We start from the raw sequence: 20,993 nt of genomic DNA, 5'->3' as shown, positions 1-20,993 counted from the left end.
AGCTCCTTAATTGTATGATAAGTGTACCTAGCATAGAGAGTTGTGATTTTCACAATAAAAATGTTCTGCTCAGGGTTGACTTCAACGTTCCTATAAAAAATGAAAGAATTTGTGATACTACTCGTATTTTGAGAGCTCTACCTACCATTCAGTATTTGGCAAATGTAGGTGCAAAAGTTATTATTATCTCACATTTTGGGCGTCCAAAAGCAAAAGATAATAACCTATCGCTAAAAAACGTATTTGAAACTTTATCGCAGCTGCTGAGTAAAGAAGTGAAATTTATTGATGATTGTATTGGTGAGAAAGTACAAAGAACAGTAAATGCGATGAGTGGGGGAGATATAATATTACTAGAGAATCTGAGGTTTTATAAAGAAGAAGAACGGAATGATTCAAATTTTGCTAAAAAATTAGCATCTCTAGCAGATATATATGTAAATGATGCATTTTCTTGCTCTCACAGAGCTCATGCTTCTATTTCACGCATTACAGAATTTTTACCTTCTTATGCAGGATTTTGCTTGCAAGATGAGCTAAAGTATCTTGAGCAAGCCATATCGTTTGACGCTAAACCTATTACTGCGATAGTTGGTGGAGCTAAAATATCCACTAAAATAAAAATGCTTATAAAACTAGCAGAAAAGGTTGATTACCTTATTCTGGGTGGCGCAATTGCTAATAATTTTTTGTTATTTAATAAAGTTAATATAGGCAAGTCTTTTTTTCAAAATGGTGTTGATGATCTTCTGCACAATATTGTTGAGACGGCAAATAAAAACAATTGCAAAATAGTTGTGCCAGAAGACGTTTTGGTTGCAGTAAATTCTGATTATAGCACTGGTATTTTAAGAAAAACTGAATCCATTTTGGACGGTGATATAATTTTAGATATCGGACCTCAAACTTTAAGCACAATAAGCAGTATAATAGCAAGCAGTAAAACTCTACTGTGGAATGGACCTATTGGTGTTTTTGAACATTCAGCTTTTGCAAATGGTACAGTAGAGGTGATGAGATTAGTAAGTAATTTAACGCACAAAGGAAAATTAACCAGCGTAATAGGAGGAGGGGATAGCCTATCTGCAGTAAATGCTGCAGGTCTTACTGATAAAGATTTTACATATATTTCAACTGGTGGGGGAGCATTTTTAAGTTGGCTCAGTGGTGATAAAATGCCGGGACTGAGATTAACATCTAATTAAAACTTTTTTAAGCTGTTACTTGTACCTTAGCTTTTTTATACGTTGTGTTGTGGTTATGTCGAAAGTAGCTAAATTAATCTTATGCTTAATAATACCAGTAATAGGATTTGTTTTTTACATTAAGGAGCATTACCTCAACGATACGAGTTCACGAATTAAATTTGAGCCATTTTTCAAAACAGATTCTACAAGTCCAGACTACATTCCACCACTTCCAGAGCTGACTGATTTTGATAGAGGAGTATTAAGGGTTTGTGGAGATTGGGGAACACAGCCTGATGAAGAAGATTTCAGAATTTTGCTTGATTGTCCGCAGCATCAAGAAGTGGTGAAAAAGATATACGATAAGCTTGATCATCAGGTGATTACACCTAGTGCAGACTTGGGGTTGTTTAAAGATGAATTGACTAAGATTTGGTTTACAAATAGCGGAACTGAAAAAGAAACTATAGGGTTTGGGCATATTTTTTGTGGTGAACCAGATAGATTGGGGCTTGGTGGTATGCATTTTGTAGGTAGATATGTTGAGGCTCAAGAAGATAAGTGGGCGGGTGCGATTTGGGATAATGAATCTCTGTGCAATAAATTAGATATTAAGCCACCTGTTTACACATTTGGAATGAAATATCTAGGTAAGGATGGAGAAGTGAAAGTTAAGTGCCCAAGTGGGTACGCGTATAACCTTCATGCTGATGATATTTTAGTTTCTGCGACTAAGGCGTTTAAGGAGCTGGGAAAAGATGGAATGTGTCTATATAAAATGGAAGATGACAATTATCAATCAGTATTTGTGAGAAAGAAAGACGCTATACTCACATTCTATCCTGACTTAACACCAAAATGTAATGATAAGAGTATTAATTGTAGCTGTAGCAAGTCTTGATTGGCTGAAAAAAAAAGTAAACATTTTATGTGTATTATGCTAATTTAGTTATATTGAGGCAATTTGTAGAGCTACATGAAACTTATAGTAAAAAAATGTTTGTCTGTTTTATTTCTGTTGCTGCTTGTAGCGCCTCTTGTACATGGACAACAATCTTGTTTAAGTGATATTGAGAACGATTTTCAAGATTTGAAAACATCATTAAAAAATCCAATATTTTTAGATCCTGCACCGAATTTAAATTATGATGATAGAGAAGGCAAAAAAGTGTTGATGGTGGTGGTGCACCATACCGAATCACCAACATTAAAAAGTACAAAATACGCATTAAATTCTTCAGGGATATCAGTACAGCTTATTGTTGATAGAGATGGTAGCATTACTCTGATGGTTCCACTTGAAAAACGAGCATGGCATGCTGGTATAAGTTATGCGAAAGTTCAAGTAGATAATGTGGTTGAAGAGCTACGAAAACTGAATGATTATTCTATAGGTATAGAGATTGTAAACACAGGGCTTGAGCCTTTTCCAGAAGAGCAAATGAAATCTGTCAAAGATCTGATTTTGTACCTCATGAAGCGCTTTAAGATTAGAAAAGATATGATATTTAGTCACGCTGAGATAGGCACTATAGTATACAACTCAGCAATTGAAGGTTACGCAATGCGTAAGCCTGATCCACATAAGTTATTTGATTGGGAGTTATTAGAGAAAAGTGGTATCGGATTGCATATAGGTGATAGAATCAGTCCTCAAGACGCAAAACAAAAAGTAAATGAGATTTTGTATAAGGTAGGCGATAAGAGTGAAAATATTTTGAAATTAAAAAAAAGGTTAAACGGTTTTTTTTATAAAATACTGCCTTGGAATGATAGGGAAGGTAATATGATTTTTCCTGACAATAATGCTAATTACTCAAATGAGTTTGATGAAAATTTTGCGTGGGTTATCAATCAGTTTTCAATTCATCACTTGCCGAAAGAGATTAGAAAAGACTTGCCTCTAAAATTAGAACAGGAAGATATTTTGCCTGAATTTTTAAGCGAATATAGCAATTGTATTTTCAACAGATTCACATCTTTTAATAATAAAATTGAATCAAGTTTACAATCACCATTTTTGAATGAAGAGGATTACAAGCGTTTATTATCTTCTTTTGCAGAATATGAAAATAATATTTCTTCTACTGCATTTGCTATGCTCATGTACAAGATTAAGCTATATTACGACTCTTATCTAAGGTATAATATAAGATCCTCGCTTTATATTCCATTTAAGCTTAATGCATTTGAAAAGCTAGATATTTTAAAGAATGAAATATTATCTTTTAAGTCTATAAGCCCTGAAAAGGCTATAGAAGTCTCGAATTTGATTAATGAGTTTAGGTCGCAAGTTTTATCTAATTTCCAAAATTTTGAGAAGCAGTGGTTTCAAGAATTTAAGGACACTTGGAAACAAAAATTTATACCGAATATGGAAAAGCAAATGTCTTGGACTGCGCTGCATGAAACTGTGTTGGAATATTTAGAAAAGGCGAAGAAAGAAGTCTAATGAGTATTACAATGACCAGATGCATGGGCAGAGAAAAATAAAGGCACATGCATCTGGAAGTATACAAAAATTTCTAAATGAGATTAATATAGTATTGGGATGACAGAGTTTAAAAAATAAGTTACTTTTTTTATTTTTGGTAAAAAGTAGTCTATGGGTATTAAAATTGCACCTTCTATACTTTCAGCAGACTTTGCAAAATTAGGGGAGGAAGTAAAAAGAATTAGCGACTTGAATGTAGATTATATACACATAGACGTTATGGATGGAAATTTTGTTCCAAATATTACAATAGGTCCGAATGTTATCTCTGCGATACGTAAATATAGCAACCTTCCTTTTGATGTGCACTTAATGATTAAATCTCCTGGTGACCATATTGAAAGTTTTATAAATGCTGGTGCTGATATTATCACTATACATGCAGAAGCAGAGATACATCTTGAGAGGCTAGTAAGAAAGATAAAATCATATAAAAACAATACAAAAAAAATAATACAAGTTGGAGTTTCAATTGTTCCTTCAACTTCTCCAAGCGTGCTTGAGTATATAATAGATGAGCTAGATATTGTGCTAATTATGACAGTCAATCCTGGATTTGGAGGACAGGAGTTTATTCATTCGCAGTTGAATAAGATATCTACCGTGAGGAAAATGATACAGGACCGTAATCTTAAAACACAAGTTTCAGTAGATGGTGGAGTTAACTTTTCTAACGCAGCTGATATAATAAAAGCAGGTGCAAATATATTAGTTGCTGGATCAGCAATATTTAAAGCTGAAGACATGAAAAAGGCTATAAACGATCTTAAAAATCTTTCGTTATAACCCTACAGATAACACAAACCATTTTTGTTATCTTGTCAGTTTTAAAAATTCCTATTATCTCAGTGCTTCGACACTGAGATAATAGAAAGTAAGTTCAACCTCAATAGAAACCTGATGATGAGTCATTATTACCAGATTTTGGTCTGTTTCTATTGCTAAAACCAGAACGAGGACGAGTAGGTCTATTACTATGATAATTATCTCCAGGTTTTTTATTAAACGAGTTGTTATAATAATTATCCCTATTATTTAAACCATCTCTCCTTTCTTCATTGTAAAGCTTACCTTCAAAAAATTCACCTGTTTCTTGATCAACACGACGTCTTGATAATTTTGGACATCCACCTTTTTCAAAGTCAATTATCAAAGCTTTGAAGGTATCACCCTGTTTAAGTATATCCTCAATGGACTCTACATGTTGATTAGCTACCTCGCTTATATGCATTTTTCCTTTTCTTCCATTAAGAAATTCTAGCTCTACAATAGACTTCTCTATCTTTACAACTTTAGCATCAATTATAGAACCTTGTTCTAGCTCTGTTATTGAATCAATCATCATATTCTTTGCAGCTTCAGCTTCAGTACTACTAATGGCAAAAACAGAAACTTTACCGTCATCCCCTATTTCAATTTTTGCATTACTTCTTTCACATACACTGCGTATATTTTTTCCTTTAGCACCAATAGCTGCAGAAATTTTATCTTTATCTATATAAAATGATAACACTCTTGGTACATGATCTTTTATATCCTTACGATGTTCTGAAATTACTGCATTCATTTTTTCTAAGATATGTAATCTTCCGACTTTTGCTTGTTCTAAAGATTTTTCAACAATTTCAAAGCTTATACCAGGAATTTTCATATCCATCTGCAGTGCTGTAATCCCTTCGCTAGTTCCTGCTACTTTGAAGTCCATATCACCAAGATAGTCTTCATCGCCCAGTATATCAGAAAGTATTATATGCTCATTTTTGTCTTTGATGAGACCCATAGCAATTCCTGCAACGGGAGCCTTTATTGGCACACCTGTATCCATTAATGCAATGGAAGTGCCACAAACTGTTGCCATAGAAGAAGAACCATCAGATTCCATAATCTCAGATACTACCCTTATTGTATAAGGAAATTCAGATTTATCAGGTAAAACAGGATGAAGTGCTTTCCAAGCAAGTTTACCATGACCAATTTCTCTCCTTCCTGGTGCGCGTATAGCAGAAGCCTCTCCAACAGCAAATGGAGGAAAATTATAATGCAACATAAAATGTTCACGTCTATCCCCTTCAATGTCATCCACAATTTGCTCATCTTGTGTAGTACCAAGAGCAGTAACAACTAGTGCCTGAGTGGTGCCCCTTGTAAATAGCGCAGAACCGTGAGTCTTGGGTAGAATGTCAGCCTCAATTTCTATCTGGCGTATTTCATCATACTTACGGTTGTCTATCCTCACACTTTTCCTTCTAATCATTTCACGCACTAAAGATCTTTCAAAGCTTTTTACTGCATAAGTAATTAACTTTTCGTCTTTTTCAGCCTCTTTAAGAGTATTCAATATATTATTCCTGACTACTTCTAGAGCTTGAACTCGCTCTTGTTTTACTGTTTTTGAATATGCTTCTTCAAAGTCTTTTCGATATTTTTCAAGTCCTTGAGTTATATCTGATATATCAACAGGAGCAAAGCTTTCAGGTTTATTGCCTACTGTATCAGCAAATTCTTTTATAAGCTTAATAATAGGTTGAAGATGTTCATGGCCGAATTTTATTGCACTCAAAACATTTTCTTCAGAGAGCTCTTTGACTTCCGATTCGACCATTAAGATCGAATTTTCATCACCAGACAAAAACAGATCCAAGTTGCTTGCTTTCATTTCTTGAACGGAAGGATTGAGTATATAATTGTTATTTTCATCACAACCGACCATAACTCCAGCTATAGTAAAGTGGAAAGGAACACCAGAAATTGCAAGAGCTGCGACGGTACCTATCAATGCTGGTACTTCAGGAGAATTGACCGTATCGTAAGTTAATAGATTACATACTACACTAATTTCATCATGAAAACCTTCAGGAAATAACGGCCTTATACTTCTATCTATTACTCTTGAAATTAAAGTTTCTCTATCAGATGGTTTTCCTTCTCTTTTAAAAAAACCACCAGGAATCTTACCCATGGCATAACTTTTTGCAATAAACTGCACATTTAAAGGGAGAAAATCAACACTTTCTTCCTTCTTTTTTCGTACAACAGTGACTAAGATAGAAGTATCTCCATAATTTACAACTACTGAACCATCAGCTTGACGTGCTATTTTCCCAGTTTCTAAAGATAAGGTACGCCCCTCCCAATCTATAGATTTTTTTATAATTTCAAACATACAAAATTCCTCGATTATTTTCTAATGCCTAACTTCTCTATTAACTCTTGATAGGCTTCATTACCAAATTTACGTTTTATATAATTTAAGTGCTTGCGCCTTCTACCTATCAATATAAGTAAACCGCGCTTAGAATTATGGTCATGCTTATGCGTTTTAAAATGCTCAGTTAAATTACTGATTCTCTCGGTTAAAATTGCACACTGTACAAAAGATGAACCTGTATCATCTTCTTTAATTGCATATGTACTAATCAAACTTTTTTTCTTTTGGGATGTTATTGACATCTAAACCTCATTTCAAAATATTAAAAACACGAATAGGCTTCACATAACCATGAGTAAAACTGCAAATTGCAATAGGTACATTACCCACTATCGTACAAAAAATATCATAATTCTTTAAACCACGCAAGTTATTTAATATAATTCCTTGACCTTTTCTGATTTTCTCCGCCTCCTCTAGGGAAATTTCAATTTTGAACATCGATTTTAAAGCCGATTCAATGGGGATGATGAAACTTTTTGTATTACCTCCATCATCTTCTGCCATCCCACCTCCCTCTGTCATCCCAGTGTCAAGCACTGGGATCAAGCCTATTTCATCACGAACATTGTTTTTGACATATGCTCCTAGAATCTTTTGTCCATTACATGATTTGTAAGTATTTGTATATCTGGATCCCAGTGTCAAGCACTGGGATGACATCGGAGAGTAAGTTGTTGTGTTTTTTTTAGTAAGTTGCTCAATTGTCACTGATTCATCTTCCTTAAAATCACCTACCATCGTTCTTCTTAATTGTGTAATATGTCCAAAACAATTTAATTCAATTCCAAGATCTCTTGCAATTGATCTTACATATACGCCGCTACCGCAGATCATAGAAAAATCGGCACTATTATTTATGGTGTCCAAAAGTATCATCTTCAGTTCATGTATTTTGACTTGCCGGGGCTTTATATTCACCCTTTGCCCACTTCTTGCTAATTTATATGCTCTTGCTCCCTTGATTTTCACCGCTGAAAATTGAGGAGGAGTTTGTGTTATCTCACCAATAAAATCCTTAATTGCATAGTTTATTTGATTATATTCAGGTTTTATAGTGCTAGTTCTAATAATATCACCATCTAAATCGTCTGTAGTTGTTTGCTTTCCCCATTTGATTGTGAAATTGTATGCCTTTAAGTCACAAGATAAATACGGTATAGTTTTTGTTGCTTCACCAAGAGCGATCGGTAATACACCTGAAGCCAAAGGGTCAAGTGTTCCCAGATGGCCGGCTTTTTTTATTCCAAAAATCCTTTTAATTTGAGTTACAGCTTGTGCAGAGCTAATTCCTATTGGTTTATCAAGATTTAGCCAACCATTTACCATGTATCAATCTTATATAATTAGTTACAATTTAGGAAGTAGATAAAACATCAAGTTATTAATGAAAATACTTGATTAGTTTACATTTTTAATATACAATTAACTTTTTATAAACCTTAATTAAGGAGGAAGTTATTATGCCTACTATATGGAAATTGAAAAATATAGCACCCATAACAAAAATGAGTATTGAAAGTACAGTTGCAACTGCATCTTTAGCAGCAGCAATAACAACATTATTGATTGCTACTAAAGTAATTGCCGGACCTGCATCTTTAGCACTTATTGCTAGCCCTGTTGGAATTGCAGTTCTATTTATTGCCGCTGTATATTTTGCTGCAGCAGCTTATGCTTCATATCAGCAAATGAATGCAATAGAAAATGCTAAGGGTGAAAAAGGCGATAAGGGTGACCAAGGACCAGTTAGTGATAAAGGTGACCAAGGACTTCAAGGTACAATTAATGAAGAAGAGCTTGAAACTATGTTAAAAAATCCTAAATTTACAGAAATAATTAAAAATGCAGCTCAAGGAAAAGCAGAATAATAAATTAGCATAACCAGAGGTAGATTTTCTACCTCTTTTTATTCCTTTCATCTGAATATGTAAAAGTTACAATAGCCTATCCCACAATTCAACTACATCTTCATCAAAGTCTATTATCTCTACTTTTTTGAATTGGTAGCAGTTGTTTATGGATTGAATCCCTAGATCTCCTATAAAAGGAGTGGCATCATTACCTAAAATTTTACCACTGCGGCAGATTATCAACCTGTCGATTAAATCGTGCTTCAATAACTCTGTAACTAACACTCCTCCACCTTCAACTAATAACCTTGTTATACCAATTTCTGAAACAAGTTTTGATGCCATGTCTTTTAGGCAGACTTTTCGATCTGATGTCATTCCAGTGCTTGAAACTGGAATCCAGTTTTCACTACGCAATTGCTTGAAGTTTTCTGGATCCCAGTGTCTGGGCACTGGGATGACAGGAGGTGTATTAACTATCAAATAATTAATGTCTTTTATTTTTCTCTCTACTTCCTTATTTGTGATTACCCAAGTTATTACTTTGTCTGCAGTCTTTGCAATATTATGCTCTTTCTTCAATTTCCCTTGGCTATCGATAATTAGCCTTATTGGCGACCTGTCTTCGAGTCTTGGTAATCTGCAAGTTAAGAGAGGATCGTCATTGATAAGGGTACTACTGCCAATCATAATTGCATCATATTTTGCTCTGAGCTCATGTACCCAATTTCTCGTATCTTCACTTGTTATCCATTTGCTATCACCTGTAAATGTTGCGATTTTTCCGTCAAGAGTTGTTGCGATTTTGCAAGCTATAAATGGTCTATGGAGTTTCTTAGTGGTAAAAAAGCCAACATTTAGTTTCTCTGCTTCTTTCTGCATAATCCCTTGTTTTACTTCAATTCCTGCATCTGCTAAAGCTTTTATCCCTCCACCTGAAACTCTACTATCTGGATCAATTGCTGCAATCACTACCTTTCTTATTCCTGATTTTATGATTTCTGCAGTGCAAGGTTCTGTAACTCCAAAGTGGCAACATGGCTCAAGAGTGACGTACATAGTTGCACCATGAGTTAAGTCTTGAGCATTTTGCAAAGCAACTACTTCTGCATGTGGACGTCCACCGATTCCTGTGTAGCCTTCACCGATCACCATACCGTCTTTTACAATAACACATCCAACAGCGGGATTTGGTGCAACACTTCCAAGACTTTTTTCTGCAAGTTTTAATGCGATCGACATGAAATAATCATCGGTCATTAGAAAGAAGTCATTTCGTATGAGGTATCAAAAATTCTTCTGTGCTCGTGTATGGCAAATCTATCTGTCATACCTGAGATATAATCACATATTATTACTGAACGCTGAGATTCACAAGCAAGCTTGTTCCACTCTATAGGTAATAACCCTGGGTTTTCATAAAAGCATTGAAAAAGCTCCTGTACTATACGTTTTGCTTTGTTCATTGTTCTATTCAATTTATAGCTTCTGTATATTTTTTCCATGTTAAATTTTTTCATCTCTTTTGTGGCATTTGCAATTTCTGGTGAAAATGTGACTAGCATTGTATTTAGACCTCTTACATCTTCTACGCTTTTTATTTTGTAGTCTTTAATATTTTTTTCAGCCTGAAAAACGACATCATTTATCATAATCCCTATAGTTCTACTCAGTGATTCATGTATGAGTTTGCTCTGAGACAAATCTGAATATTCACTCCTTACGTTTTTAAACATTTTGCCAATTAAGGGAACATTAAGCAAATCTTCAATAGTTACTAAATTTGCTCTGAGTGCATCATCAAGATCATGCACACTGTAAGCGATGTCATCGGCAATTGAAGCAACTTGTGCTTCAATGCTTGAAAATTCCTCAAGTTTTAGATCATATTTTTCATTGTATTCTAATAATAGCTGATTATTTGTGTGAGATGCTGCATTTTGACCGAGTAAAGGACCGTTATGCTTTGCAACGCCTTCAATCACTTCCCAACTTAGATTCATGCCATTAAAGTCGGCATGTTTTTGTTCAAGATAAGTTAAAATCCTTATAGCTTGAACGTTATGATCAAACTTATACTTCTCCTTATCAACTTGAACTAGAGCATTCTCACCTGTGTGACCAAATGGAGGATGACCAAGGTCATGTGCAAGCGCTATGCATTCAGTGATGTCCTCATCTAATCTGAGCCTGCGTGCGATGGATCTTGCAATCTGTGCAACTTCAAGGCTATGAGTTAGCCTAGTGCGATAGTAGTCATGCTCATAATTGATAAAAACTTGTGTTTTGTACCCCAATTTCCTAAACGCATTAGAGTGAATAATGCGGTCCCTATCACGCTGAAAGCAGCTGCGATTTTCATCTTCTGGCTCTTTAAAATTTCTTCCTTTTGTTTTATTTGGAAAGCACGCGTAACTTAATAGAAAATTATTGTTTGACATGTAAAATTTGCAGTATAATAAGTTATCAATAATGAAGGGTGGTTGTTATGTCAACAGATTACAATATTAACTTAACTGACAATGCATTAAGAAAAATCCACTCCCTTGTAGAACAAGAAGGAGATCAGAGTTCTGTTTTGCGGGTTGCAGTTTCAGGTGGTGGATGCTCTGGCTTCAAGTATAATTTTCTTATGGATCAAATAAATAAAAAGATGTCTTTGGATGACGATTTTGAAGATGACGAAGATAGCGAGGATTATAGAAGCCACTCCAGTTTTAGTGAAAAAGGTAAAGATATAGTAATTAATGATGAGAATGGAAACCCTGTGTTAATGGTTGATAATTGTTCAGCGAAATTTTTAAATAATTCAACTATAGATTATACTGAAGATCTAAGTGGTTCTGGTTTTCAAATCAAGAATTCTCTCGCTAAGTCTCGATGTGGGTGTGGTAACAGTTTCTCGGTCTAATTCTCCCTCCTGGATCTTTTTATAATATGGGTAGTGGTGTAACACTAGAGCTAGCTTCTGTAAGTAAGAGCTTCAAAAAAAGTCCTACTATTGTAGAAGACATCAATCTGAGTCTTACAAGAGGGCAAGTAGTTGCATTGATTGGTAATTCGGGATCAGGAAAAACAACTATACTACAAATTGCGGGCCTATTGGATAAGCCAACTTTAGGTGTAGTGACAATAGATGGAGTAAATTGCACGCAAGCCAGCAATAAATATAAAACTCATGTAAGAAGAAATTTTCTTAGCTTTGTTTATCAATTTCACTATTTATTACAGGAGTTATCAGTGTTGGAAAATGTTATGCTTCCTCAGCTCATTGCAGGAAAAAGTAAAGCTGAAGCAGAAAAAAAATCGCAAGCAATATTGGAAAAATTTGGTCTGGAAAGTAAAGCAAGTAGTATGGTATCTGAAATTTCTGGTGGAGAAAGGCAGAGGGTTGCAATTGCAAGGAGCATTGTAAACTCTCCAAAGCTTTTACTTGCAGATGAGCCAACGGGAAATTTAGACCCAACAAATTCTTTGAATGTATTTTTGCTGTTACATTCATATGTAAAGGAAAATAACAGCTCTATGCTTATAGTAACACACAACTATATTCTTGCAGAAGAAGCAGATCACATTTTTCAGCTAAAAAACCGATCATTAGTAAAGCTGTGAATGGAAGAAACAGTACAATACAAAGCTACCTATAACTTGTACTTATTTAACCAATGATCATTAACGGAGTATAATTCGCATGAAATGCCTTCATTGCTTTTTATACACGGACTCTTTAACTTACGCTGTTTACTTAGAAAGCATCCTGACAGCATAAACATCGCTAAAACGAGAAATAATAATTGCCTAAACATAACAAGACTTTTTTTATTTATATTAATACATTCATTTCTCTCATTTGTAAAGTTAGGCATATTCTTTTACCCTTATCTCTTTTTTTACTTTTTTGGAAGAAGTGACTGCACTATTTAAGCGTAGTTTTATATAATTATCTATAATTTGAGCTACTTCCTCTTCTTTATCCCTTAAAAAGTGGTTGGTATCGTCTACTATATGGTATTCCATATGGTTATTTTTTACCGAATTTATTAACCTTTGTGCTAATTCTGTTACATCGCTTTCTTCTGAAATTGTATCATTATTACTTTGTATTATAAGTCCAGGAACTGGGCAAGGAGAGAGAAAAGAGAAATCGTACTTAGTTGCTGGAAGAGAAAGGGCAACAAAACTTACTATCTCTGGACGGCGCATTGTCAACTGCATAGCTACCCATGCTCCAAAAGAAAAACCGACTATCCAAATTGGAACGTTGTTAGAGTTATGTTCCTGAAGCCAATCAATAGCTACTGCAGCATCAGTTAATTCTCCTATACCCTTATCAAAAGTTCCGGTAGATTTTTCGACGCCACGAAAATTAATTGTCAATGCAGAAAAGTTATTATCGATAAAAGATTCATATATACTATGTATAATCTTACTATCCATACTACCGCCATATTGGGGATGGTGATGTAAAATTAGCACAACCGGTGCATTGGTATCTTTGCTTTGATGGTATCTACCTTCTATTTTTTTTGTTGAATTATTTAAAAAGACTTCTACCATGATGACTCCTAATAAAAACCTGTTTCGACAGGGATTGATAATGTAAATTGTTTATTAATTATGTATTAATTTTGCTGTTTTTGCAATAAATTTTTATTGTGTTAAAGTTAACATACATAATTGGTTGATGGTAAGTGACAAATAAGCCTGTGAGTTTATTCTCCCTGGAAGATAGTAATTACGTGTATGCTGATTATAATGCAACTGCTCCAGTGAGTAAAAATGTAAAAAAAAGTATACTTGAGATTTTGTCAAAACAAACACTAAATCCATCGTCGCTGCATAAAAGAGGACAAGAAGCGAGGAAGATTCTTAAAGAGGTAAGAGATAACGTACGTGATGCTCTTAGCATTCCAGATGATAAAGAAATAGTTTTTACGTCTGGTGCAACTGAAGCAAACAATCTCGTCATGAGAGGAATGAAAGGCTATCTGCATGTAATTTCAGCTACAGAGCATCCTTCAATTCTTAATTCTGCATATAATCCACATATAATACCCGTTAATCAAGAGGGTATTGTTGACTTTTTAGAGCTAGAAAAAATTCTAAGCGAACTTGAAGGGAATAAAGTAATAATTTCAGTGATGATGGCTAATAACGAAACTGGAGTTATCCAGCCTGTTAAGGAAATAGCTAAAATGGCACATAAATTCGGGGCAATCTGTCACACTGACGCTGCTCAAAGTGTTGGGAAAATCGAATTAAATATGGAAGATTTAGAAGTGGATTTACTTACTTTATCTGCTCACAAATTTGGTGGTATAGCAGGTAGTGGAGTTTTAATATTTGACAAAAAGCTTGTAATAGAACCTACTATAATAGGTGGTGGGCAAGAAAAAGGATTGCGTGGTGGTACAGAAAATATTATTGCAATAGTAGGTCTTTCTGCTGCATTGCAAAACATTCCAGATCTTCTATCAAAGATGGATGAAGTAGAGAAGCTGCGTGATCAATTGGAGTGTGGGTTATTAAGTCTTGTCAGTGATATCAAGATCTTTGGCAGAAATTCTAAAAGATTGCCAAATACAAGTTTCATTTATATGCCGAGAGTGAAGAATGATCTGCAGCTCATGCACTTTGACTTAAATAATATTGCAGTCAGCAATGGTTCTGCATGTTCTTCTGGAAAAGTTGGACCTTCTCATGTTTTGCTTGCAATGGGAGCAACAAAAGAGCAAGCAGAATGTTCAATTAGAATCAGTATAGGTCCAGAGGTTAAACCGCGAGACATAGAAAAAATAGTGGATTGTTGGTATAGTGTCTATAAGAAGAATGCTTTAGTAAATGCAAAAACTACTTTCACCATTCCCCTTAAATCATGATAGAGGGGATGGTGAAAGTAGTTTCTATTGCCAGAGGTTGTTATAATAGTTACATGCTGCTGAAAACCGATTTGCTTATAGTTATGGAAGAAATTCTCTAATTGCATACCACACCATTCAATTATAGTATGTCATTTTATACTTGATAAAAACGCTGTATTGTATTATAATATATCATCAAGAGATAATAAGGAGTTACATATGTCTTATATGAAAAACGAACAGGATATTCGCTCTCAGGGCGTTTATTATAGCGCTGGACTCAGGAGTTACCTAACTAAAGTATACAATTATATGGCTTTAGCTTTAGGTGTTACAGGGCTTGTTGCGTTTTTAACAGTATTTTCTGGTCTTTTCCAGGTGATTTATTCCAATCCTGTTCTATCGCTTGTGGTAATGCTATCTCCAGTTGCATTGGTGTTTTATATGTCTTTTAGGCTTCAACACCTAAGTGCTCAGTCAACACTTACTGTATTTTTTCTATTCTCAGTTTTAATGGGAATTTCTTTATCTCATATCTTTATAATTTATACTGCAGAAAATATAGCGAGAGCATTTTTCATTACATCGATCATGTTTGGTTCTATGGCTTTATATGGTAATACTACAAAAAAAGATCTGACCAGTATGGGTTCTTTTTTGATTATGGGAATCTGGGGATTAATCATTGCATCTATAGTTAATCTGTTCCTTGGGAGTAGTCCACTCTATTTTGCAATATCATTTGTGTCAGTAATAGTGTTTACTTTAATGACCGCGTACGATGCTCAGAGAATCAAAGATGTTTATTATAGGTATAATGATGGCTCAGAGGTTGCAACTACTAAGCTGGCAGTACTTGGTGCAACTAATCTTTACTTTGACTTCATCAATATATTCCTCAATTTACTCAGGTTACTTAATTTATTCAACAATAAGGATTAGATGATTTCCTTTTTAAGAGGAAACAATAAAAATTCTATAGTTTTTCTCCTAGGATCTTTAGTGGTATTGATGCTATGTCTTGCATATGCTTCGGTGCCATTGTATAGCATCTTTTGCAAAGCTACTGGATATGGTGGCACAACGAGAAAAGCAACTAATACGACAATAAATGCAACTGACCAAAAAATCAGGGTTTACTTCAATGCTGATGTAATGTCCGGTCTGCCTTGGGAATTTAAATCAGAAACTAACTACATTGATACGAATATAGGGCAAAAAAGTTTAGTATTTTATTATGCAGAAAATTTATCTGATCAATCTTCATTTGGAATGGCAGTATATAATGTCACACCTTTTAAAGCAGGTAAATATTTCAATAAAGTTGCATGCTTCTGTTTTGAAGAGCAAATGTTGCTACCAAAACAAAAAGCAGCTATGCCTGTATCCTTTTACGTAGACCCTGAAATAATGCGTGACAATAGTACAAAAGATTTAAGTGAAATAACACTATCATATACGTTTTTTAAGCTTAAATAACAAACCTTTTCCTATTGTTGATTTAAATAATAGTTATGCGACAGATCTATTTAATTGGGCAAAAGCGCTTATTTGTTTTTTGCACACTAAGTACTTGTATTGCGGTTTTTGGTATTGCGAATTCCCATTCTTCACTATTTGCTTTACAGGCATTCCAGTACTCAGTTAACTCTTTATTACTTTTTATAGAGTCTGGCATTTTACTGTGAGGTTTTTTTTCTAATGTATGCTCAATTAGAATTTTACAGCAATCCTTGCATTTCGTTGACTTATCTCTACCATATAATTTAGCAACATAGTCTAAAGCGGTATTTCCACCATAGTTTTCATTTGGGTTATCATTTACTCCCGCTTTTATGAGAGCTTTTAATATATCTGGAGAACGAGCCAAAACGCAGGCATGTAAATATCCTTTTTCATTTTGCACATTAGCTCCTGCTTTTATTAAAACTTGCGCTAAATTTGTTAAAGTGTATAATTTATAATTAATGGCAATAGAAAAAAGACTATCTATTGGAAAGCCATCATAATCTTTCAAGTCAAATTGGTGATTAATATCAAATCCTTTTTTTTCCCAAGAAGTATATAAATATTTACAATAATCTCTTTTTTTATCTAATTTTTGTATTCTATATTCTAACCTTTCTTTTATTTTTTTTATTACGTTGTTAACATCCAAATCATTATCTTCATCCACTTTGCACAACACGTTGAATAAAACACCATAAAGCCAAATTTCTCTGTTCATGATAATTTGTGCCTCAAAACTATTAACAATACGCTTATGTAGTGTATAAACTCTAAATAACATTTTGCAAAATATTAATTGCTAGATAACATAATTAAAGTTTTTGTCTTACATTTATCATGGTTAGAGCTATACAAATTAAAAAAACTGGGGGGCCAGAAGTATTAGAATTTGTAGATAAGAGCATAGGTGAGCCAAAAGATGAGGAAGTCTTAATACGTCATACAACTATCGGCTTAAATCGTTATGATTTAGAACATAGAAAAGGTATACGCAAAATTAAAGATCTGCCATCAGTACTTGGAGTAGAGGCAGTAGGAGTTGTTGAAAAGCTTGGTAAAAAAATTAGTGATGGACTTAAGGTTGGAGATAGAGTTGGATATTGCACAGCTCCTCCAGGGGCATATTGTGAAAAGCGCATTGTACACCAGAAATATTTGATAAAAATTCTGAATGATATACCTGATGAAGTTGCTGCTGCAGTGTTGTTTAAAGGTATGACAGCTCACTATTTAGTTAATCAATCTTATAAAATCAGGCCTGGTGCTTTTGTACTAGTTCATGGAGCTAATGGTGGTTTGGGGCAAATAATATGCCAATGGGCAAAGGATAAAAAAGGTATAGTGATAGGTTCTATAAGCTCTGACGAAAAAATGAAGATAGCTTTACAAAGTGGCTGCACATACGCAATAAACTACAATGATAAAGACTTCGTTTCTAAAATCATGGAGATTACGAAAAATAGAGGAGTAGGTGCAGTGTATGACCCTATAGGTTACGCTACAAGCAAGCTCTCTTTTGAATCTTTGGGTAAGTTTGGCATATATGTTTCCTATGGGCAGATATCAGGTAATGCTCCTATTAATTTCTCTTTACTTAGTTCGCGTTCGTTATTTGCAGCTGGAACTTCGATATATCACTATAAGCATGATAAATTTACATTAGTGCTTACTGCAATGGAAATTTTTGAAATGATAAGAAAAAAACTTTTAATTGTACGAATTAATAAAAAATATAAATTTGATGAAATAATAGAGGCTCATTGTGACATGGAAAATAGAAAAGTAAGTGGGATAAATATTATCAAAGTTTCTTAAATAAATTGGTAACTTAAAATAGTTATTCATTAAGTCATATCAACAGGGATTTTACATGATTGATTCTGTCATAACCAGTAAATTCATTTGATGCAGGTATGGAAGTTGATGATGTGTAGTTTGTGTTTCTAGTCCTAGCCATTAGTCAATTCTTTCCACCTAAGAATCATTTTATTAGCTTGCCTCAATGTTTCAATAGAAGGCAAATCTTCTGCGCTGAGTGGTAGGCGGACAGTTTTGTGTTTTATAAGCCCAATATCATGCAAGAGTGCTTTAGTAGGTATTGGGTTACTGGCGGTAAATAAGGCTTCACAAGTCTGTTTCCACACATCTACCTGAGAGTTTTTACTACTCAGACATTGCTTAACATATTCATGTACTATATGTGGCCAAGTGTTAGCAGCAACAGAAACCAGACCAGCCGCACCCTTAGCAGCCATATCGGGTATCATATTATCATCTCCACAAAACACCTCAATATTTGGTGCAACTTTCTTATACTGAGTTAAAGTATCAACGGTGCCACTTGAATCTTTGATAGCCCAAAATTTTTCATGACTGGATAAGTTGTGTACAGTTTCAACGTGAAGACTCACTCCTGCTCTTGATGGAATATTGTAAAGCATGGCTGGCACATGTGCTTTTTTAAGCAGCTTTTCAAACCATAAAATCTGTCCCATGATTCCGGGCTTTGTATAAATGGGAGTTGTCATTAAATAACCAGAAATAGGCATATCCTTGCAAAAATCAAGCCATTCAAGAGTCTGATATAGATTCACTCCTGGCACACCAATTATAATTTTGGTGTTTAATTTTAGCTTGCATACAAATTTAACTAATGTACGCTTTTCATACTCAGAAAGTGATAAACTTTCACCGGTGCTACCGAGCAACACTACACCATTTTTAGCTTGAGCCTGCATTGCAAGCAAGCACTGCAAACTTTGGTAATCTACGCTATCTCCATTAGAATTAAAAGGAGTAACACAAGCAGTCCATAAAAATGTAGGTTTCAATTGAAGTTATTAAAATGGTATTTCATCATCGATTAGTTCGTCTTTTATATCGTTGTCAAAACTTCCGTGTTTATCTTTTTGTTCTGTTTCATTTTGTTTGTATTCACTTGGCTTGTAATCAGAGTTTGACATACTGTTTCGTGAATCTAAAAGGGTAAGGGCACTATTAAAGTTGTATAGCACCACCTCTGTTGTGTACTTTTCAGTACCATTTTGGTCAGTCCATTTTCTAGTTCTCAGAGAGCCTTCAACGTACACTTTGCTACCTTTCCGTGCAAAGTCTTTAACAATTTTTACTAGTCCTTCACTAAAAATTACAATATTATGCCATTCTGTCTTTTCAGAGCGAGTACCAGAAAATTTGTCAGTCCAACTTTCAGAAGTGGCTATTGAAAAACTTGCCATCTCTTTTCCATTTTGTGTAGTCCTAATTTCAGGATCTTTTCCTAAATTACCAACTAATATGACTTTATTTATAGTACCACTAGACATAATTATGCTTTAAAATAAATCTCTTTATTATCTTATGTGAGAGTATTATTGTCAAATTTAATTAGAAACGCGCTTGGAGGGATTCGAACCCACGACCTTTGCCTCCGGAGGGCAACGCTCTATCCAATTGAGCTACAAGCGCAGATGTATTAGATTATTTAATAGATAAACTGTCTAAATCAAATTTTTGTTCTGGATAAAGAGTAAACATAATACCTTCATGTCTAAAATTTACATTTTTAGAATTGCTTATCCTTTCTTTTGTTATCTTTTGGTTTACAGCCCATGAAAAAGTTACATAATTTTCAGTTACTGAGTGCACTTTTAAATCCTTAGTATTTATAAACAACTTTCCATTTACCCATATTTTCCATGTATCAGGGGAAAAGTATAAAATTGAATCTAAACTGACTACTTTACAATTGAAATTTTCTTCCTCTGTAACTCCTGAAGACTGTAAGTTAAACTTTTCCATCTCACTAACTATTCTATTAACCTGCTCTTCATCAAAAAAAATGCTTTTTATGCTACCATATTGCGATAAAGTACTCTCTGCTGCCTCTTTTATTATATCGTCTCGATCTATATAGCTTAGTTTATAATTGTTGATAAAAAAACACTCCTTCGCACGCAAATTTGCTATATCAATGAAATCATTTATTTCTTGATTTCCAACTTTTAAAATACTTTTTAAGTACTTCTTTTCTATAATAATTCCATTATTAGAATAATGACAGACCATTTCATCATTGCCTTGTCTTTCTATATATACACATAAATTTTCACTATTTAACCCTAATATTTTATGCTCAATAAAATCTTCATCACTAATATGCTGTTGGCAAGAATATTTTTTACAAATCCCTATATTTTCTACAAGATCTTCACAATTGCAATATGCACTAACATTAAAAAATAGCAGCGTAAAAATAAAAAACAACTTTATATTCATCTACTTAATATGGTATACCAATCAAAAACTATACTAGCTCTCACTATCTCTATCATATTACCACTTAAAATCTGGTTTATAGCTGCAGAATCTATATTTCTCTGCTTATTCAAGGTAAGAGATCTGATCATAACATAACCAGGAAGATTTGGAATGGACTGTAGAAATAAAAAAATATGCTTATCGCTAATTGAGCTTAAATTTAGAACCACTTCACTTCTTATTACTTTTGTACGTTCACTTTTATTGTGGAGTTCAGCCTCTTCAGGTATAGAAATTGATATTTCAGGTTCTAACATGTAGTGTTTTTTATATAGCTTGTGAAGCTCAAAATTTAAATTTGTAACATATCTGCTACTATGTAAGTTTGAAGAAGAAATTCTTTTCCATAAGTCTAGGTTTTTATTTAGAACGACTTCTTTCTTTTGAATTTCAATGATCTGTAAATTAATAGAGTGTATTTCCTCAGCTGCAGTTTGATTTTTATTATAAACCTTTTTGTTATAGAGAATAAAACACGTTGATAACCCTATTAATACAATAGATAACAATAAATAATATATGCACTGAATTGTAGCTTTTCTTTTTAGTTGAGAGATAGTCATC

General features: G+C 34.0%; 22 protein-coding genes and 1 tRNA gene. 11 read left to right on the top strand and 12 right to left on the bottom strand.

Annotation, left to right across the window (positions count from 1 at the left end; translation table 11 throughout):
- The first annotated feature begins 17 nt into the window (after window positions 1–17).
- From EJB00_RS06065 to rpe, 4 genes are all read left to right on the top strand, one after another.
- Window positions 18–1,205 carry a phosphoglycerate kinase gene (locus EJB00_RS06065; protein ID WP_179948603.1) on the top strand — a complete coding sequence of 396 codons (1,188 nt, stop codon included), beginning with the start codon at window positions 18–20 and terminating at the stop codon, window positions 1,203–1,205.
- A 55-nt stretch (window positions 1,206–1,260) separates the two neighbouring features.
- The gene (locus EJB00_RS06060; protein WP_015588073.1) at window positions 1,261–2,088 is read left to right on the top strand and encodes an EndoU domain-containing protein; all 828 of its coding nucleotides are present in this window, start codon (window positions 1,261–1,263) and stop codon (window positions 2,086–2,088) included.
- 75 nt (window positions 2,089–2,163) lie between these two features.
- Window positions 2,164–3,639, top strand: coding sequence for an N-acetylmuramoyl-L-alanine amidase (locus EJB00_RS06055; RefSeq protein WP_015588072.1), 1,476 nt, complete (start codon window positions 2,164–2,166; stop codon window positions 3,637–3,639).
- Between the two features lie 153 nt (window positions 3,640–3,792).
- Window positions 3,793–4,467, top strand: coding sequence for a ribulose-phosphate 3-epimerase (gene rpe / locus EJB00_RS06050; protein ID WP_015588071.1), 675 nt, complete (start codon window positions 3,793–3,795; stop codon window positions 4,465–4,467).
- 100 nt (window positions 4,468–4,567) lie between these two features.
- Here the strand turns inward: rpe and pnp are convergent, their stop codons facing one another.
- Genes pnp through truB form a run of 3 tightly spaced genes read right to left on the bottom strand, consistent with a single transcriptional unit; the run spans window position 4,568 to window position 8,218 of the window.
- Complete coding sequence (pnp, locus tag EJB00_RS06045) at window positions 4,568–6,844, bottom strand: polyribonucleotide nucleotidyltransferase (protein WP_015588070.1); 2,277 nt, start codon at window positions 6,842–6,844, stop codon at window positions 4,568–4,570.
- Window positions 6,845–6,858: 14 nt separating this feature from the next.
- Window positions 6,859–7,131, bottom strand: coding sequence for a 30S ribosomal protein S15 (gene rpsO / locus EJB00_RS06040; RefSeq protein ID WP_015588069.1), 273 nt, complete (start codon window positions 7,129–7,131; stop codon window positions 6,859–6,861).
- A gap of 7 nt (window positions 7,132–7,138) precedes the next feature.
- Entirely contained in the window at window positions 7,139–8,218 is a 1,080-nt protein-coding gene (truB, locus tag EJB00_RS06035; protein WP_135353039.1) for a tRNA pseudouridine(55) synthase TruB, read from the bottom strand.
- A gap of 134 nt (window positions 8,219–8,352) precedes the next feature.
- Between truB and EJB00_RS06500 the strand changes: the two genes are divergently transcribed.
- Window positions 8,353–8,760, top strand: coding sequence for a hypothetical protein (locus EJB00_RS06500; RefSeq protein ID WP_015588067.1), 408 nt, complete (start codon window positions 8,353–8,355; stop codon window positions 8,758–8,760).
- Between the two features lie 66 nt (window positions 8,761–8,826).
- On the opposite strand, the gene ribD is transcribed toward EJB00_RS06500, so the two are convergent.
- Together ribD and EJB00_RS06020 are read right to left on the bottom strand one after the other, a co-directional pair.
- Entirely contained in the window at window positions 8,827–10,002 is a 1,176-nt protein-coding gene (ribD, locus tag EJB00_RS06025; RefSeq protein WP_135353040.1) for a bifunctional diaminohydroxyphosphoribosylaminopyrimidine deaminase/5-amino-6-(5-phosphoribosylamino)uracil reductase RibD, read from the bottom strand.
- Window positions 10,002–11,183 (bottom strand): deoxyguanosinetriphosphate triphosphohydrolase, encoded by a 1,182-nt coding sequence (locus EJB00_RS06020; RefSeq protein ID WP_015588065.1) that lies wholly within the window; start codon window positions 11,181–11,183, stop codon window positions 10,002–10,004. Before EJB00_RS06020 ends, ribD begins: the two co-directional genes overlap by 1 nt.
- A gap of 47 nt (window positions 11,184–11,230) precedes the next feature.
- Between EJB00_RS06020 and EJB00_RS06015 the strand changes: the two genes are divergently transcribed.
- Window positions 11,231–11,653: a HesB/IscA family protein gene (locus EJB00_RS06015; protein ID WP_015588064.1), complete on the top strand. Its 423-nt coding sequence runs from the start codon at window positions 11,231–11,233 to the stop codon at window positions 11,651–11,653.
- 26 nt (window positions 11,654–11,679) lie between these two features.
- Window positions 11,680–12,354, top strand: a complete 675-nt coding sequence (locus EJB00_RS06010; RefSeq protein WP_015588063.1) for an ABC transporter ATP-binding protein — start codon at window positions 11,680–11,682, stop codon at window positions 12,352–12,354.
- 246 nt (window positions 12,355–12,600) lie between these two features.
- Here the strand turns inward: EJB00_RS06010 and EJB00_RS06000 are convergent, their stop codons facing one another.
- Window positions 12,601–13,299, bottom strand: a complete 699-nt coding sequence (locus EJB00_RS06000) for an alpha/beta hydrolase (RefSeq protein WP_015588061.1) — start codon at window positions 13,297–13,299, stop codon at window positions 12,601–12,603.
- Window positions 13,300–13,433: 134 nt separating this feature from the next.
- On the opposite strand from EJB00_RS06000, the gene EJB00_RS05995 reads away from it, so the two are divergent.
- The 3 genes from EJB00_RS05995 (at window position 13,434) to EJB00_RS05985 (ending at window position 16,082) form a co-directional block, all read left to right on the top strand.
- A complete protein-coding gene (locus EJB00_RS05995) occupies window positions 13,434–14,621 on the top strand; it encodes a cysteine desulfurase family protein (RefSeq protein ID WP_135353042.1) in 1,188 nt (395 codons plus the stop codon).
- Between the two features lie 201 nt (window positions 14,622–14,822).
- Window positions 14,823–15,545 carry a Bax inhibitor-1/YccA family protein gene (locus EJB00_RS05990; RefSeq protein WP_015588059.1) on the top strand — a complete coding sequence of 241 codons (723 nt, stop codon included), beginning with the start codon at window positions 14,823–14,825 and terminating at the stop codon, window positions 15,543–15,545.
- Complete coding sequence (locus tag EJB00_RS05985) at window positions 15,546–16,082, top strand: cytochrome c oxidase assembly protein (protein ID WP_015588058.1); 537 nt, start codon at window positions 15,546–15,548, stop codon at window positions 16,080–16,082.
- A 46-nt stretch (window positions 16,083–16,128) separates the two neighbouring features.
- Here EJB00_RS05985 and EJB00_RS05980 read toward each other — a convergent pair whose 3' ends face one another.
- Window positions 16,129–16,830 (bottom strand): ankyrin repeat domain-containing protein, encoded by a 702-nt coding sequence (locus EJB00_RS05980; protein ID WP_135353043.1) that lies wholly within the window; start codon window positions 16,828–16,830, stop codon window positions 16,129–16,131.
- 119 nt (window positions 16,831–16,949) lie between these two features.
- Between EJB00_RS05980 and EJB00_RS05975 the strand changes: the two genes are divergently transcribed.
- On the top strand, window positions 16,950–17,927 hold the full coding sequence (locus EJB00_RS05975) for a quinone oxidoreductase family protein (protein WP_135353044.1): 978 nt from the start codon (window positions 16,950–16,952) through the stop codon (window positions 17,925–17,927).
- 134 nt (window positions 17,928–18,061) lie between these two features.
- Here EJB00_RS05975 and dapA read toward each other — a convergent pair whose 3' ends face one another.
- The 5 genes from dapA to EJB00_RS05950 all read right to left on the bottom strand — a co-directional run bounded on the left by dapA (window position 18,062) and on the right by EJB00_RS05950 (window position 20,992).
- Window positions 18,062–18,943, bottom strand: a complete 882-nt coding sequence (gene dapA / locus EJB00_RS05970) for a 4-hydroxy-tetrahydrodipicolinate synthase (protein WP_015588055.1) — start codon at window positions 18,941–18,943, stop codon at window positions 18,062–18,064.
- Window positions 18,944–18,952: 9 nt separating this feature from the next.
- Window positions 18,953–19,435: a single-stranded DNA-binding protein gene (gene ssb / locus EJB00_RS05965; protein ID WP_015588054.1), complete on the bottom strand. Its 483-nt coding sequence runs from the start codon at window positions 19,433–19,435 to the stop codon at window positions 18,953–18,955.
- A gap of 68 nt (window positions 19,436–19,503) precedes the next feature.
- Window positions 19,504–19,577: transfer RNA gene (locus EJB00_RS05960), tRNA-Arg, on the bottom strand.
- 12 nt (window positions 19,578–19,589) lie between these two features.
- On the bottom strand, window positions 19,590–20,387 hold the full coding sequence (locus EJB00_RS05955) for a hypothetical protein (protein WP_015588053.1): 798 nt from the start codon (window positions 20,385–20,387) through the stop codon (window positions 19,590–19,592).
- The gene (locus EJB00_RS05950; RefSeq protein ID WP_015588052.1) at window positions 20,384–20,992 is read right to left on the bottom strand and encodes a hypothetical protein; all 609 of its coding nucleotides are present in this window, start codon (window positions 20,990–20,992) and stop codon (window positions 20,384–20,386) included. Before EJB00_RS05950 ends, EJB00_RS05955 begins: the two co-directional genes overlap by 4 nt.
- Window position 20,993: the final 1 nt, after the last annotated feature.

Origin of the sequence: Wolbachia endosymbiont of Drosophila mauritiana, assembly GCF_004795975.1 — a bacterium.
Lineage (GTDB): Bacteria > Pseudomonadota > Alphaproteobacteria > Rickettsiales > Anaplasmataceae > Wolbachia.
This window is presented reverse-complemented; position numbering and strand designations above follow the sequence as displayed.

Excerpts from the sequence above, each read along its gene's own strand:
- EJB00_RS06060 (WP_015588073.1), top strand. The coding sequence starts at position 1,261 with ATGTCGAAAGTAGCTAAATTAATCTTATGCTTAATAATACCAGTAATA.
- EJB00_RS06055 (WP_015588072.1), top strand. The coding sequence starts at position 2,164 with ATGAAACTTATAGTAAAAAAATGTTTGTCTGTTTTATTTCTGTTGCTG.
- rpe (WP_015588071.1), top strand. The coding sequence starts at position 3,793 with ATGGGTATTAAAATTGCACCTTCTATACTTTCAGCAGACTTTGCAAAA.
- pnp (WP_015588070.1), bottom strand. The coding sequence starts at position 6,844 with ATGTTTGAAATTATAAAAAAATCTATAGATTGGGAGGGGCGTACCTTA.
- rpsO (WP_015588069.1), bottom strand. The coding sequence starts at position 7,131 with ATGTCAATAACATCCCAAAAGAAAAAAAGTTTGATTAGTACATATGCA.
- truB (WP_135353039.1), bottom strand. The coding sequence starts at position 8,218 with ATGGTAAATGGTTGGCTAAATCTTGATAAACCAATAGGAATTAGCTCT.
- EJB00_RS06500 (WP_015588067.1), top strand. The coding sequence starts at position 8,353 with ATGCCTACTATATGGAAATTGAAAAATATAGCACCCATAACAAAAATG.
- ribD (WP_135353040.1), bottom strand. The coding sequence starts at position 10,002 with ATGACCGATGATTATTTCATGTCGATCGCATTAAAACTTGCAGAAAAA.
- EJB00_RS06020 (WP_015588065.1), bottom strand. The coding sequence starts at position 11,183 with ATGTCAAACAATAATTTTCTATTAAGTTACGCGTGCTTTCCAAATAAA.
- EJB00_RS06015 (WP_015588064.1), top strand. The coding sequence starts at position 11,231 with ATGTCAACAGATTACAATATTAACTTAACTGACAATGCATTAAGAAAA.
- EJB00_RS06010 (WP_015588063.1), top strand. The coding sequence starts at position 11,680 with ATGGGTAGTGGTGTAACACTAGAGCTAGCTTCTGTAAGTAAGAGCTTC.
- EJB00_RS06000 (WP_015588061.1), bottom strand. The coding sequence starts at position 13,299 with ATGGTAGAAGTCTTTTTAAATAATTCAACAAAAAAAATAGAAGGTAGA.
- EJB00_RS05990 (WP_015588059.1), top strand. The coding sequence starts at position 14,823 with ATGTCTTATATGAAAAACGAACAGGATATTCGCTCTCAGGGCGTTTAT.
- EJB00_RS05985 (WP_015588058.1), top strand. The coding sequence starts at position 15,546 with ATGATTTCCTTTTTAAGAGGAAACAATAAAAATTCTATAGTTTTTCTC.
- EJB00_RS05980 (WP_135353043.1), bottom strand. The coding sequence starts at position 16,830 with ATGAACAGAGAAATTTGGCTTTATGGTGTTTTATTCAACGTGTTGTGC.
- EJB00_RS05975 (WP_135353044.1), top strand. The coding sequence starts at position 16,950 with ATGGTTAGAGCTATACAAATTAAAAAAACTGGGGGGCCAGAAGTATTA.
- ssb (WP_015588054.1), bottom strand. The coding sequence starts at position 19,435 with ATGTCTAGTGGTACTATAAATAAAGTCATATTAGTTGGTAATTTAGGA.
- EJB00_RS05955 (WP_015588053.1), bottom strand. The coding sequence starts at position 20,387 with ATGAATATAAAGTTGTTTTTTATTTTTACGCTGCTATTTTTTAATGTT.
- EJB00_RS05950 (WP_015588052.1), bottom strand. The coding sequence starts at position 20,992 with ATGACTATCTCTCAACTAAAAAGAAAAGCTACAATTCAGTGCATATAT.